Here is a 13475-nt window from a genome sequence, read left to right as displayed (position 1 = left end):
GCAGAACGGGTTCCGGCGCATAGCGTGGGCCCTGGCAACGGCAGCAGGTCCGGTGGGCGGCACGGCCCGCCCGGTGAGAGGAGTGTCGGCGATGGCGGCAGCGGAGCGGATGGTGGTCGTCGGCGGCGACGCGGCGGGGATGTCGGCCGCGGCGCAGGCCCGCAGGCTCCGCGGACCCGAGGAGCTGGAGATCGTGGCCGTGGAGCGCGGCCGCTTCTCGTCCTACTCCGCCTGCGGCATCCCGTACTGGGTGGGCGGCGACGTCGCCGAGCGTGACGCGCTGATCGCCCGCTCGCCCGAGGAGCACCGGGCGCACGGCATCGATCTGCGGATGCGCACCGAGGCGGTCGAGCTGGACACGGCCGGGCAGCGGGTGCGGCTGCGCGGCCCGGAGGGCGCCGAGCACTGGCTGGACTACGACCGGCTGGTGCTGGCCACCGGTGCCGTGCCGGTGCGCCCGCCGCTGCCCGGGATCGACGCCGAGGGGGTGTACGGGGTGCAGACGCTGGAGGACGGCCAGGAGCTGCTGGACGCGCTGGAGCGGCGCGTCGACCCGGCGCGCGGTTCCGGGCCGGCGGGTGGCGGGCCGGAGCCCAGGGCCGTCGTCGTGGGCGCGGGGTACATCGGCGTCGAGATGGCCGAGGCGTTCGTGCGGCGCGGCTACGCGGTGACGGTGCTGGAGAAGGCCGAGCAGCCGATGTCCACCCTCGACCCGGACATGGGCCGGCTGGTGCACGAGGCGATGTGCGCGCTGGGCATCGAGACGGTGCTGGGCGCGGCCGTCACCGAGGTCCGCACCGACGGGCAGGGGCGGGCCTGCGGCGTGGCGACGGAGGAGGCCGAGTACCCGGCGGACGTCGTGGTGCTGGGGCTGGGAGTGCGGCCGGAGACGGAGCTGGCCCGGCGGGCGGGCCTGCCGCTGGGTGAGTCCGGCGGGCTGCTGACGGACCTGGCGATGCGGGTCCGCGGCAGGGAGGACATCTGGGCCGGCGGGGACTGCGTGGAGGTGCTCAACCTGGTCTCCGGCCGGGACCAGCACGTTCCGCTGGGGACGCACGCCAACAAGCACGGGCAGGTCATCGGCGCCAACATCGGCGGCGGCTACGCCACCTTCCCCGGTGTGGTGGGCACGGCCGTCAGCAAGGTGTGCGACCTGGAGATCGCCAGGACGGGGCTGCTGGAGGCACAGGCGGCCGCCGCCGGACTGCAGTTCGAGAGCGTGGTGATCGAGTCGACGACCCGCGCCGGCTACTACCCCGGCGCCCGGCCGATCCACGTCAAGATGATCGCCGAGCGCCGGTCGGGGCGGCTGCTCGGCCTCCAGATCGTCGGCCACGAGAACGCGGGCAAGCGCGTGGACATCGCCGCTGTGGCCCTGCACGCCGCTATGACGGTGGAGCAGATGACGGCGCTGGACCTGGGCTACGCGCCGCCCTTCAGCCCGGTCTGGGATCCGGTGCTGGTGGCGGCCCGGAAGGCGGCGGCAGCGGTACGGAAGGGCTGAGCGCCCGGGGCCGCCGCGGACGGGCCGCGCCCACCGTCACCGGGCCGCCGGGCCGCTGCCGGGCGGGGCTCCCCCGGCGCTGCGGGGGAGCGTCCGCGGCAGCGCAGCCGGGGGCTCAGCGGGAGCTCTGCTCGTGCACGTACGCCACCAGGTCGGTCAGCGCCGCGGGGTCGGTCTGCGGCAGCACCCCGTGCCCCAGGTTGAAGATGTGCCCCTCCAGGCCGTCGGCGGCGCGGAGGATGTCCGCCGCGCCCCGGCGGACGGCCTCGCGCGGCGCGAAGAGCACGGCCGGGTCGAGATTGCCCTGGATGGCCTTGCCCGGCCCCACCCGGCGGGCCGCCTCGTCCACCGGCACCCGCCAGTCGGCGCCGACGACATCGGCGCCCGCCTGGCCCATCAGTCCCAGCAGCTCGCCGGTGCCGACGCCGAAGTGGATGCGCGGCACGCCGTAGCCCGCGACGGCCTCGAACACCTTCACGGAGGCGGGCAGCACCCGGTTCCGGTAGTCCTCGGGTGCCAGCGCTCCCGCCCACGAGTCGAAGAGCTGCACGGCTGCGGCGCCCGCCTCGATCTGCACCTTCAGGAACGTGGCGGTGATGTCCGCGAGCCGGTCCAGCAGGTCGGCCCACAGCTCCGGGTCGCCGTACATCAGCGCCTTGGTGTGCTCGTGGTTCTTCGAGGGACCGCCCTCGACCAGATAGCTGGCCAGGGTGAAGGGCGCGCCGGCGAATCCGATGAGCGGCGTGGCGCCCAGTTCGCGGGTGAGGATGCCGACCGCCTCGGTCACGTATCCGACGTCCTCGGGCTCCAGGGCCCGCAGCCGCTCCAGGTCGGCGCGGCTGCGGATCGGCTTCTCGACGACGGGTCCGACGCCCGGCTTGATGTCGAGGTCGACACCGATGGCCTTGAGGGGGACGACGATGTCGCTGAAGTAGATCGCGGCATCCACCTTGTGCCGGCGCACGGGCTGCAGGGTGATCTCGGCGACCAGGTCGGGCCGCATGCACGAGTCCAGCATCGCGATGCCCTCGCGGAGCTTGCGGTACTCGGGCAGCGAGCGTCCGGCCTGCCGCATGAACCACACCGGGGTGTGCGGCACCGGCTCTCGGCGGCACGCGCGCAGGAACGCGGAGTCGAACGCGGTGTGCGGCGCTGCGTTCGGGGTAGCGGGCGCTCGGGTGTCCCGGGGCGGCGTCGGCTGGCCCTCAGGGCGGTCGTTTCCACTCACGCACCGAGTCTCCCATGGCCGGATGGGGTGTCCCTACCGACCTCGGGCGTGCCGTCCGCCTACCCTTCGGCCCATGACTGCGGCTCGGGCGGCGAAGGCGGGAGGCTCCGGCGGAGTGGAAGACACCAGCGGGACGGGAGGATCCGGTGGCGGGGGCGGGGACTCCGCACCACCGCCATTCCGGGCGGCGGTCGCGGCACTGAGCGAGACCCGCCCGCGCCCGGAGATCCAGCTCTCCGTCCTCCCCGCACCCCGGCGGCTGGCGCCGTACTCCTTCGCGCTGGAGGCGGCGGTCACCGACCCGGAGGGCACGGATTCCGAGCTGGCGGACGGGCGGTTCGTGCTGCTGCACGACCCGCAGGGCCAGGACTCCTGGCAGGGCACCTTCCGGGTGGTCACGCTGGGGCGGGCCGAGCTGGAGCCGGAGATCGCCGGTGACCCGCTGCTGCCCGAGGTGACGTGGACCTGGCTGACCGGCGCCCTGGAGGCCCGGGGCGCCGGGTACACGGAGCCGAGCGGCACGGTGACGCGGTCGAGCTCGGCCTTCTTCGGCGGACTGGCGGAGCGCGCCGCCGAGGAGCTGCTGGAGATCCGGGCGAGCTGGACCCCGGAGGGCGAGGCCCCGGACGCGGCGGCGCATCTGACCGCGTGGTGCGAACTCCTCTGCCAGTGTGCCGGGTTGCCCCCGGAGGCGGGCGAGGGCAGTTCCGTGGTGCAGCTCCCCCAGCGCCGCGGGCCGCGCTAGCCGGCGGCCCACCCGGCTCGTCCCGGCTCACTCCGGCCCCGTCCGCCTCCCGGCGGACGGGGCCGCTGTCGTGCCCGGGGGCACCGTGTGCCGCTGTCCGCCCTCCTCGATCGTCGTGTCCGCGGGTGCCGCTCCCGCCGGATACGGCGTTTTGTCTACAAAGCCGCTGCACAATTCCGGTCGCCGACTCCTCGTCTCTGTGTAGACAAAGGAATCTTTCGCGCCCTGAAAATGCCCCGGGAAACGGGATTGTGGAATTTCGGGTCACTAATTCGTGATCTTTCTCTAAAGAGGCGTGGAGAAGGTGCCGAAGGAGTCTGTGACCCTTCACACGGAATACCCGACTCGTTGGGTTCCGTCCCCCACAGCCACTCCCTCAGGAGGCCCGGTGTCTGTTCTTCTTGAGCACCCCACAAGCCTGGTCGCCTACCGCCCGAACAAGCCGACGGCCATGGTCGTCGTGGCCGACCCCCGCGTCCGTTCCACCGTGACCCGCCATCTGTGGGCTCTCGGCGTGCGGGACGTGATCGAGGCGTCGTCCATCGCGGAGGCCCGTCCCCGAATCGGCAACCCACGCGACATCTGCGTGGCCGACGTCCACCTGCCCGACGGCTCCGGGCTCAGTCTGCTGTCCGAGACCAGAGCGGCGGGCTGGCCGAACGGGCTGGCGCTGTCCGCCGCGGACGACATCGGCGCGGTACGCAACGCACTCGCCGGCGGCGTCAAGGGTTACGTCGTCACCGGCACCCGCACCAACCTGGGCGGCCCGCTGCCCACCCGGCACGGCGCCGCCCCGATCGGCGCGGCCGCCGCCGCGCGCATGCACCGCAGGCCGGGCGGCGGCGGGCCCGGCGGCCCGGGTCACCCGGGCGGCTACCGGGAGCTGTCCGGCCGCGAGGTCGAGGTGCTGCGCCTGGTGGCCGAGGGCCAGTCCAACAAGGCCATCGGCGTGTCGATGGGGCTCTCGGCGCTCACCGTCAAGAGCCACCTCGCCCGGATCGCCCGCAAGCTGGGCACCGGCGACCGCGCGGGCATGGTCGCCGTCGCCCTGCGGACGGGCATCATCCACTGACCCGCACTCCCCCGTGCGGCGCTCTGCCGCTCCCCTGCCCTCCCCCCACTTCTCACGGCCGGTCGGCTTCCCGGGCGCCCGTCGGCGTAACGTTCCGTCGGCGGGCGCTCGCCATTGCGTGCGCGCAGATACCCTTGGCTGGTGACCGACGCCCAAGAGACCGCATCAGCATCCGCAGCTCAGGCCCCTGCCCAGGACTCAGCGCCGGCGCCGGTCCCACTTCTGGAGCCACGCGAGGGGATTCCGCCCGTCACCGTGACGGCCGAGGAGCTGGCGCGGGTGACCGGCGCCTACGCCGCGGGCAGCGGCCCGGTGGCCGTCGACGCCGAACGCGCGTCCGGCTACCGCTACGGGCAGCGGGCCTATCTGGTGCAGTTGCGCCGCGCGGGCGCGGGCACCGCGCTGGTCGACCCGGTGGCCTGCCCGGACCTCTCGGCGCTGGACGCCGCGCTGGCGGGCACCGAGTGGGTCCTGCACGCCGCCAGCCAGGATCTGCCCTGCCTGCGGGAAATAGGCATGCGGCCCACACGGCTCTTCGACACCGAACTCGCCGGCCGGCTGGCCGGTTTCGCGCGGGTGGGCCTGGGCGCGATGGTGGAGAACGTCCTCGGCTACGCCCTGGAGAAGGGGCACTCGGCCGTCGACTGGTCCACCCGCCCGCTGCCCGAGCCCTGGCTGCGGTACGCCGCGCTCGACGTGGAGCTGCTGGTGGACCTGCGGGACGCGCTGGAGGAGGAGCTGGCCCGGCAGGGGAAGCTGGAGTGGGCCCGGGAGGAGTTCGCAGCCATCGCGGCCGCCCCGGCCCCGCCGCCGCGCAAGGACCCCTGGCGGCGCACGTCCGGCATGCACAAGGTGCGGCGGCGCCGGCAGATGGCCGTCGTGCGGGAGCTGTGGCAGGCCCGGGACGCGGTGGCGCGCAAGCGGGACGTCTCGCCGGGCAAGGTGCTCTCGGACGCGGCGATCGTGGAGGCGGCGCTGGCCCTGCCGGCGGACGCGCGGGCCCTGGGGGCGCTGCCCGGGTTCGGCCAGCGGGCCGGGCGCAAGCAGCTCGACCAGTGGCAGGCCGCCGTCGAGCGGGCCCGCGCGCTGCCCGACGAGGCGCTGCCGCAGCAGTCGCAGGCCACCAACGGTCCGCCGCCGCCGCGCTCCTGGGCGGACAAGGATCCGGCCGCGGCGGCGCGGCTGGCGGCCGCCCGGGCGGCCGTCACCCAGCACGCCGAGGAGCTGAACCTGCCGCAGGAGAATCTGCTGACCCCGGACACGGTGCGCCGGCTGTGCTGGGAGCCGCCGGCGGAGGCGACCGCGGAGGCGGTCTCCGGTGCGCTGCGGGCGCTGGGGGCGCGTGAGTGGCAGATCGGGCAGACCGCCGAGCTGCTGCGCGTCGCGCTGACGGCCTCGGCCTGAGCGGCGCCCGGAGGCGGTCCTCCGCTCTCCGGGTGAGTGTGCGGCGGGGCGCGGTGCGCACCTGGCGATGTGACGTGTGCCCCTCGGCCGGGCGGCCCCTTGCCACCTGGTTACCGGCAAGTAGCATGGGGGTCGACCGACCCCTGGCCGCACCTGGAGGAGAGCCAACGTGCCTCGTACCGCAAGGGACGTCGTCTTCGTCGACGGCGTTCGCACACCGTTCGGCAAGGCGGGCCCCAAGGGCATCTACCACGAGACCCGCGCCGACGACCTGGTCGTCAAGTGCATCCGCGAGCTGCTGCGCCGCAACCCCGACCTGCCTCCGGAGCGCATCGACGAGGTCGCCGTCGCGGCGACCACCCAGATCGGTGACCAGGGGCTGACCCTGGGCCGCACCGCCGGGATCCTCGCGGGGCTGCCGAAGACCGTCCCCGGCTACTCCATCGACCGGATGTGCGCGGGCGCGATGACGGCCGTGACGACGACCGCCGGATCGATCGCCTTCGGCGCCTACGACCTCGTCGTCGCCGGCGGTGTCGAGCACATGGGCCGCCACCCGATGGGCGAGGGCGTGGACCCCAATCCGCGCTTCGTCTCGGAGAAGCTGGTCGACGAGTCGGCCATGTTCATGGGCATGACCGCCGAGAACCTGCACGACCGCTTCCCGCACCTGACCAAGGAGCGCGCCGACGCCTTCGCGGTCCGCAGCCAGGAGAAGGCCGCCAAGGCGTACGCGAACGACAAGGTCCAGCCGGACCTGGTGCCGATCTCGATCCGCCGCACCTCGCCCGAGGGCGGCGAGACCGGCTGGGGCCTGGCCACCGCCGACGAGCCGATGCGCCCCGGCACCACCCTGGAGAACCTGGCCGGGCTCAAGACGCCCTTCCGTGCGCACGGCCGCGTCACCCCGGGCAACTCCGCCGGTCTGAACGACGGCGCCACCGCCTCCCTGATCGCCGCCGAGGACGTCGCCCGGGAGCTGGGGCTGCCGGTCAAGATGCGGCTGGTCGCCTACTCGTTCGCCGGCGTGGAGCCGGAGGTGATGGGCGTCGGCCCGGTGCCGGCCACCGAGAAGGCGCTGGCCCAGGCCGGCCTGTCGATCGACGACATCGGCCTGTTCGAGGTCAACGAGGCGTTCGCCGTCCAGGTGCTCGCGCTGCTGGACCACTACGGCATCGCCGACGACGACCCGCGCGTCAACCAGTACGGCGGCGCCATCGCCTTCGGCCACCCGCTGGCCTCCTCCGGCGTGCGGCTGATGGCCCAGCTCGCCCGCCAGTTCGAGGAGCAGCCGCACGTCCGCTACGGCCTGACCACCATGTGCGTCGGCTTCGGCATGGGCGGGACCGTCATCTGGGAGAACCCCCACTGGGAGGGCAAGTAAGAATGAGCACCGCTGAGCTGCTGAAGGGTGCGGCCGAGCTGTTCCCGGACGAGGTCGTCACCCAGGCGCACGTACGCCACCTCGACCTGCCGTCCGGCGCGGGCCGGTTCGCCCTGATCACGCTGGACAACGGGCTGGACCACACCAAGCCCACCACCTTCGGGCCGCAGTCGCTGGCCAACCTCAACGCCGCCCTCGACCAGGTGGAGAAGGAGGCTGCGGACGGCGAGATCAAGGGCGTCGGCCTCACCGGCAAGCCCTTCATCTTCGCGGTCGGCGCCGACCTCAAGGGCGTCGAGCTGCTGAAGCGGCACGAGGACGCAGTCGCCATCGGCAAGGGCGGCCACGACGTCTTCGTCCGGCTGTCCGACCTGGCCGTGCCCACCTTCGCCTACTACAACGGCGCGGCGATGGGCGGCGGCGTCGAGGCGGGACTGCACTGCACCTACCGCACCGTCTCGGCCGCGCTGCCCGCCTTCTCGCTGCCCGAGGTCTTCCTGGGCCTGGTACCCGGCTGGGGCGGCTGCGCCCTGCTGCCGAACCTGATCGGCGCCGACCGCGCGGTCAGCGTCATCGTCGAGAACTCGCTCAACCAGAACCGGCAGCTCAAGGGCGCCCAGGTCTACGAGCTGGGCATCGCCGACGCGCTGTTCGAGGGCGCCGACTTCCTGGAGGAGTCGCTGCGCTGGACCGCCGCCGTGCTCAAGGGCGAGATCGAGGTGGCACGCGCCGAGATCGACCGCGGCGAGGCGTGGGACGCGGCCGTCGAGCGCGGCCGGCAGATCGCCGACAGCAAGGTGCACGGTGCGGCTCCGGCCGCCTACCGCGCCCTGGACATCATCGCCGCGGCCAAGAACGGCGATCTGCGCAAGGGTTTCGAGGCCGAGACCCAGGCGCTCGCCGATCTGATCATGGGCGGGGAGCTGCGCAGCGGCATCTACGCCTTCAACCTGGTGCAGCGGCGCGCCAAGCGCCCGGCGGGCGCCCCCTCCAAGGACCTCGCGCGTCCGGTCACCAAGGTCGGCGTGGTCGGCGCCGGGCTGATGGCCTCGCAGCTCGGTCTGCTGTTCGCGCGCCGTCTGGAGGTGCCGGTCGTACTGACCGACATCGACCAGGAGCGGGTCGACAAGGGTGTGGCCTACTGCCACGAGGAGATCGACAAGCTGCTGCTCAAGGGCCGCGTCAACCAGGACAAGGCCAACCGGCTCAAGGCCCTGGTGACCGGTTCGCTCGACAAGGCGACCGCGTTCGCCGACGCCGACTTCGTGATCGAGGCCGTCTTCGAGGAGATGGGCGTCAAGCAGCAGGTGTTCGCCGAGGTCGAGGCGGCCGTGCCGGAGCACGCCATCCTCGCGACGAACACCTCCTCGCTGTCCGTCAGCGAGATGGCCTCGCAGCTCAAGCACCCCGAGCGGGTCGTGGGCTTCCACTTCTTCAACCCGGTCGCCATCCTCCCGCTGCTGGAGATCGTGCGGGGCGAGCAGACCGACGACGCGGCGCTGGCCACCGCGTTCGGTGTCGCCAGGAAGCTGAAGAAGACCGCTGTCCTGGTCAAGGACGCCCCCGCGTTCGTCGTCAACCGGGTGCTGACCCGGTTCCTCGGCGAGGTGCTGCGCTCCATCGACGAGGGCACCCCGGTCGAGACCGCGGACCGCGCGCTGGCGCCGCTCGGGCTGCCGATGTCGCCGATCCAGCTGCTGGAGCTGGTCGGCCCGGCCGTCGCGCACCACGTCGCGGGCACCCTGCACGCCGCCTTCCCGGACCGGTTCGCCGTCTCCGAGAACCTGGGCCGGGTCGTCGAGGCCGGCAAGCGGAACCTCTACGTGCCGGGCACCCAGGAGCTGGACCCGGAGGTCGCCGCACTCTTCCAGGTCGGCGACACCGTCCTGACGGAGGAGCAGGTGCGGGAGCGGGCGCTGGACGCCATCGCGGAGGAGATCCGGCTGATGCTGGACGAGGGCGTGGTGGCCGAGGCCCAGGACATCGACCTGTGCCTGATCACCGGTGCCGGCTGGCCCTTCCACCTCGGCGGGGTCACGCCCTACCTGGACCGCGAGGGTGTCAGCGAGCGCGCCACCGGGCGCCGCTTCCTGGCCCCGGGCCTCGCCAGCATTCCGGAGTGAGCCGCTAGCGCTCCTCCGCCGGGCAGCCCGGCGGGATCCGACGGCCCGCTCCCGGCGCTCCTCGCGGAGTGCCGGGAGCGGGCCGTCGCGTTCCCGGAAAGACTTCCGGCCGCCCGGGCAGCCGCGTCTTACCCCGTATAGGGCTCGCGGCCCTCGAATGCGTCGCCCTGCGGACCGACGGCCAAGTACTTGGACTTGATGTCGTCGGCGAGATCCCCGGTCACATCCGGGCCCTTCCCGTAGTTCTCCAGATATTTCTCCGCGGTCGATCCGAGATCCCGCTCCCCCCGGGCGAAGAACTGATCCGTGTTCTCCGGGGGATCGGGCAGATCGGGTCCGCCGAAAACCGCGTCGTCGTGGAAGAGTTTCGCGAACTCCACCCCGCCCGCCTGTGCGATGGGAATCACCACGCCCCACGGTCCGCTCTTCCCGACCACCGAGAGGATGCCGTTGGCGAGGGCGGGCGCCGAGGAACTGATGCCGACCCGGGTCCAGTTCGCCGACTCGCGGAAGGCCCGCTGGGCCTCGGCGCTGTCGGCGGCGTACTGCGCCTCGATGTGCTGCACCCGGGAGTGGTCGAGGGTGCCCCGGGCCTCGGCTTCGGTGAGCAGCACCCGCCGCCCCGCCGCCCAGCTCTCCTCGCTCGCGGACGGCGGGTTCCGGGCCAGCCTGTCCAGCGTGTAGAGGTGTTCGGCCTGGTTCATCAGACCGTGCGACGTCTCGTTCTGGCCCAGCACGCTGAGGAAGTCGACGGCCTGCCCCCGGCTGAGCGCGGCGGCGCCCTGGTAGCCGGGCGGGAAGGCGCCGGTGCTCTGGAGCGAGTCACCGACTCCGGAGACCGCGCGGTTGATGTCGTCCACATAGGCGCCGCCCAGCGCGCCGAGGCTCGGCGCGAGCGCGGGCTGCTCGTGCAGCAGTCGGGGGCCCGCCGGGCCGCCGTAGACGTGGACGACCTGCTCCATGACGTCCGCGGTCGCGGCGGTGCGCCGGTCGCCGCCGTGCCGGAAGAGCTCCGGTTCCTTCCCGGTCAGTTGCGGATCGTCCCAGGCGTAGCCGGTGGCGGCGGCGGTGAGGGCGTGGCCGAGCGCTTCGTGCCCGGGCAGCTCGCGGGGGCCCGCACCGGTGTTGCCGTCGAAGATCCAGTTGCGGTCCTGGGTCAGGTAGGCCAGGCGGTCGTCGAGTTCGCCGTCGCGGTCCACCACCCCGCCGACGTCCGCGGGCTGTGCGAAGAAGGTGGTGGCGGCGCCGGGGTTGTGCCCCAGGGCCTCCAGGAAGCCGACCAGCGCGTCGTGTCCGGTGCTGCCCGGGGCACCGCCGGGGTCGAGGTCGTCGGTGTCCGCGGAATTGGCCCAGTAGGCGTAGCCGTCGCGGGTGTTGAGCTTCTCGTCCCAGGCCACGAGCCGGTCTCCGTAGCGGTTCAGGAACCCGGCGTCGTAGGTGCCCGAGTGCATCAGGTTGCTCATGAGCTGGAAGCCGTAGGGGTGTGTCCGGCCGCCGCTGCTCTCCAGCCGCTGGTCGCCCAGCGCGATCATGTCCTGCTGCCACTGCCGCATCGCGGGGGTGTCCAGTTGCGTGGCGTTGGCCAGCGTGGTGCTCAGCGACTCCTGGAGCACCGAGGCCGACTTCCACCACGCCGCGTCGTCGATCTCGGTGTCCGGATGGTCCGGATGGTGCGGATGGGTGGCGTTGTACCAGAGCCGCAGCGTCCGCTCGGCCCCGAGTTCGGTGGCGAACCGCGCGGCGAATTCCGGGTCCTGGCTGTGCCGGGTGATCAGCGCGGTGATCCGCTCCAGCCGGGCGGAGCTGGTCGTGCCGTTCTCGGCCCGCGCCAGGCGCAGGGCCTCCTTCAGGTCCCGGGCCGCCCGGGCACGGGCGGCCGCCAGGCTGTCGTACGCCCGGTCGTTGAAGCCGCGCGCGGTGCCGTTGACGTCGGCCGTCAGCGCGTGCGCCAGGTCCCGGTCGGCCTGGTCCGCGCTGTCGAGCGCCGCGAGGGTGCGGTCCCGGTAGCCGGTGATGATCTCGCGGTAGGCCTTGGCCCACAGGGTGCGGTGCTGCTCCTCCTCGTCCGTGAGCTTCAGGGAGACGGTGCCGTCGCGCGGGTCGAGCCGCAGATGCTCATGGCCCTCGAGCTCGTCGACGATGTCCTGGAGCACCTTCTGGGCCGAGCGGAACCTGCCCAGCGCCTCGGACAGCACGCTGTGCGTCCGGCGCGCCTCCTCCTGGGCGGCCAGCAGTTGGGCCCGCACGGTGCGGAACCTGCGCCAGGCCGCCTCGGCGCTCTCGCCCTCCCAGTCCGAGTCGGCCAGGCCCTTGACGACCTCGGTGGCGAAGTTGGTGGCGACCTGCTCGAATTTGCCCGGTGCGGTCTTCCACCTGGCCACGGCCTCGCTCAGCGGGGTGAGGTCGGCGTGCCGTACCTCGGGGTAGCCGAGCCCGTCGCTCATCGGGAGCCGCTCATGGCCGGGAGAGCACTGCCGTTGTGCGTTCCGCCGCCGTTCCCGGCGGCCGGGCTCCCGCCGCCCCGGCCGCCGCGGTCCGTGGCGGCCGCGATGCGGTCGATGTCCGTCCTGCGGCGGTGGTCCTCGGTGGTGAACGCGCCGGCGGCGGTGCGCAGCGCGGACGCCGTGCCGGAGAACTGCTCCTCGACGTAGGACATCTGGTCGCGCCAGCGCTCCTGGAAGGTGGCGAGCGCGGTCTCGGTCCGGAAGCCGCCGAGACTGCCGGTGATCTCGCCGGTCTCCCGCATGACCTCGTCGTCCGCCTTCAGGAACTGGCCCCGAACCGTCCCGGCGCGGCCCGCGCGGCCCCGCAGCACGTGGGCGGTCACATGGAGCCGCGGCCCGGCCTGCCGGCCGCCACCGGACCCGCTGCCGCACTCTCCGGTTCCGCCGGTCCCGGCGAGCCGCGTGTGCGCCGTGGCCTCCGGCGCGTACGCGGCCTTGAGTCCGGCCCACTCCTGCTCGAACGACAAGCTGACCACCCGTTTCCCCCGTGCCGTGGCTGAACCGCGTGCGACGCCCCGGCGCCTGCGGCGGCGAACGTAGCCGCCGCAGGCGAACAGCAGGCGATCAGCCGGGGAGCGGAAGCTGGACAACCGGGGGCCGCATGGGGCCGATGAGATGGATGTGGCGGGCGGGGCGAAGTGCGAGCCGGGCGGCGGGCGCGGTCAGCGGGCTTGCGGCGCGTGGCCCGCCCGGGAGGTGGAGCGGAGGTCGGGCCGGTTGCGCAGATAGAACGACGAACCGTCGATGGTCGCCACCTTCTCGTAGTGGCGGGCGAGATGGCGGCGCAGCGTGGGGATCTGCTGGACGCCGTACCGTTTGCCGCGCGAGTCGTCCACGATCAGCTCCGGCGGCCTCCTGCGCAGTTCGCGCTCGAATTGCGGCCAGGCGCCGTCCATCGCGTAGCGCTCGCCCACCCGGGCCTCGCCGCGTCCGCCGCTGAAGTTGGTGAGGAACCCGGCGGTCAGATAGCGGGAGGCGGGTGACCGCTCGGACAGCCAGTACCCCTCCGGGTGCATGCCCCACAGCAGCACCCGGTCCTTGCGGTCGGTGTAGGAGCGCACGGTGTCGGCCAGTCGGCGCGCATGGTCGACCTCGGCCCGGCTGGCGGTGAAGCCCCAGCCGACGAACGCGCAGGCCAGGAAGGCCGTCGCGGCCAGCGCAGCGGTGGCGGCCCGCGCGGTCAGCCCGTGCAGCGCCACGGCACCGAGGACCGCGAGGGGCGGCACGAGCTGGAGGAAGTAGTGCCCGAAGAACTGGAAGCCCACGGTGGCGGCTCCGAACGAGGCCGCCAGCCAGATCCACAGATCGGCGGTGCCGCGCAGCGGATCGCCCGCGCAGGGCACTGCGGCGCTGCGGGAGGCCGCACGGCGGGAGCGGACGGCGCGGACGAGGGCGACGACGAGCGGCAGCGCGGCGAGCGTGAGCAGCCCGATCCCGGCGAGGGCGCGCAGCAGCGGTTTGAACCCGGCGCCGTCGGCGGAGAGGTAGGAGCCGGAACCCGTCGCTATCCA

The 13475-nt window shown here is 73.4% G+C and carries 9 protein-coding genes and 1 pseudogene; 6 read left to right on the top strand and 4 right to left on the bottom strand.

Annotation, left to right across the window (positions count from 1 at the left end; translation table 11 throughout):
- Positions 1-91: 91 nt before the first annotated feature.
- The gene (locus A949_RS0125365; protein ID WP_019358853.1) at positions 92-1504 is read left to right on the top strand and encodes an FAD-dependent oxidoreductase; all 1413 of its coding nucleotides are present in this window, start codon (positions 92-94) and stop codon (positions 1502-1504) included.
- 115 nt (positions 1505-1619) lie between these two features.
- Here A949_RS0125365 and hemE read toward each other — a convergent pair whose 3' ends face one another.
- Positions 1620-2732 (bottom strand): uroporphyrinogen decarboxylase, encoded by a 1113-nt coding sequence (hemE, locus tag A949_RS0125360; protein ID WP_026005025.1) that lies wholly within the window; start codon positions 2730-2732, stop codon positions 1620-1622.
- Positions 2733-2805: 73 nt separating this feature from the next.
- On the opposite strand from hemE, the gene A949_RS0125355 reads away from it, so the two are divergent.
- The 5 genes from A949_RS0125355 (at position 2806) to A949_RS0125330 (ending at position 9460) form a co-directional block, all read left to right on the top strand.
- A complete protein-coding gene (locus tag A949_RS0125355; protein WP_026005024.1) occupies positions 2806-3477 on the top strand; it encodes a DUF3000 domain-containing protein in 672 nt (223 codons plus the stop codon).
- 388 nt (positions 3478-3865) lie between these two features.
- Complete coding sequence (locus A949_RS0125345) at positions 3866-4549, top strand: response regulator transcription factor (RefSeq protein ID WP_026005023.1); 684 nt, start codon at positions 3866-3868, stop codon at positions 4547-4549.
- A 141-nt stretch (positions 4550-4690) separates the two neighbouring features.
- On the top strand, positions 4691-5953 hold the full coding sequence (locus tag A949_RS0125340; RefSeq protein ID WP_026005022.1) for an HRDC domain-containing protein: 1263 nt from the start codon (positions 4691-4693) through the stop codon (positions 5951-5953).
- Between the two features lie 169 nt (positions 5954-6122).
- Entirely contained in the window at positions 6123-7337 is a 1215-nt protein-coding gene (locus tag A949_RS0125335) for a thiolase family protein (protein ID WP_019358848.1), read from the top strand.
- Between the two features lie 2 nt (positions 7338-7339).
- Positions 7340-9460, top strand: coding sequence for a 3-hydroxyacyl-CoA dehydrogenase NAD-binding domain-containing protein (locus A949_RS0125330; protein WP_019358847.1), 2121 nt, complete (start codon positions 7340-7342; stop codon positions 9458-9460).
- Between the two features lie 128 nt (positions 9461-9588).
- Here the strand turns inward: A949_RS0125330 and A949_RS35730 are convergent, their stop codons facing one another.
- The 3 genes and pseudogenes from A949_RS35730 to A949_RS34525 form a co-directional block, all read right to left on the bottom strand.
- The gene (locus A949_RS35730) at positions 9589-11904 is read right to left on the bottom strand and encodes a hypothetical protein (protein WP_019358846.1); all 2316 of its coding nucleotides are present in this window, start codon (positions 11902-11904) and stop codon (positions 9589-9591) included.
- Positions 11901-12431: a type VII secretion target gene (locus tag A949_RS34530; RefSeq protein WP_158687636.1), complete on the bottom strand. Its 531-nt coding sequence runs from the start codon at positions 12429-12431 to the stop codon at positions 11901-11903. Before A949_RS34530 ends, A949_RS35730 begins: the two co-directional genes overlap by 4 nt.
- A gap of 195 nt (positions 12432-12626) precedes the next feature.
- Positions 12627-13475: pseudogene (locus tag A949_RS34525) on the bottom strand (glycosyltransferase); the annotation flags it as partial.

This window comes from Streptomyces sp. AA1529 (genome assembly GCF_000280905.1).
GTDB lineage: Bacteria > Actinomycetota > Actinomycetes > Streptomycetales > Streptomycetaceae > Streptomyces.
The sequence above is the reverse complement of the archived record's forward strand: the minus strand, read 5'-3'. Positions and strand labels throughout refer to the sequence as shown.

What these genes read in the sequence shown, in the direction of transcription:
- A949_RS0125365 (WP_019358853.1), top strand. Translation starts at nt 92, where the DNA reads ATGGCGGCAGCGGAGCGGATGGTGGTCGTCGGCGGCGACGCGGCGGGG.
- A949_RS0125355 (WP_026005024.1), top strand. Translation starts at nt 2,806, where the DNA reads ATGACTGCGGCTCGGGCGGCGAAGGCGGGAGGCTCCGGCGGAGTGGAA.
- A949_RS0125330 (WP_019358847.1), top strand. Translation starts at nt 7,340, where the DNA reads ATGAGCACCGCTGAGCTGCTGAAGGGTGCGGCCGAGCTGTTCCCGGAC.
- A949_RS35730 (WP_019358846.1), bottom strand. Translation starts at nt 11,904, where the DNA reads ATGAGCGACGGGCTCGGCTACCCCGAGGTACGGCACGCCGACCTCACC.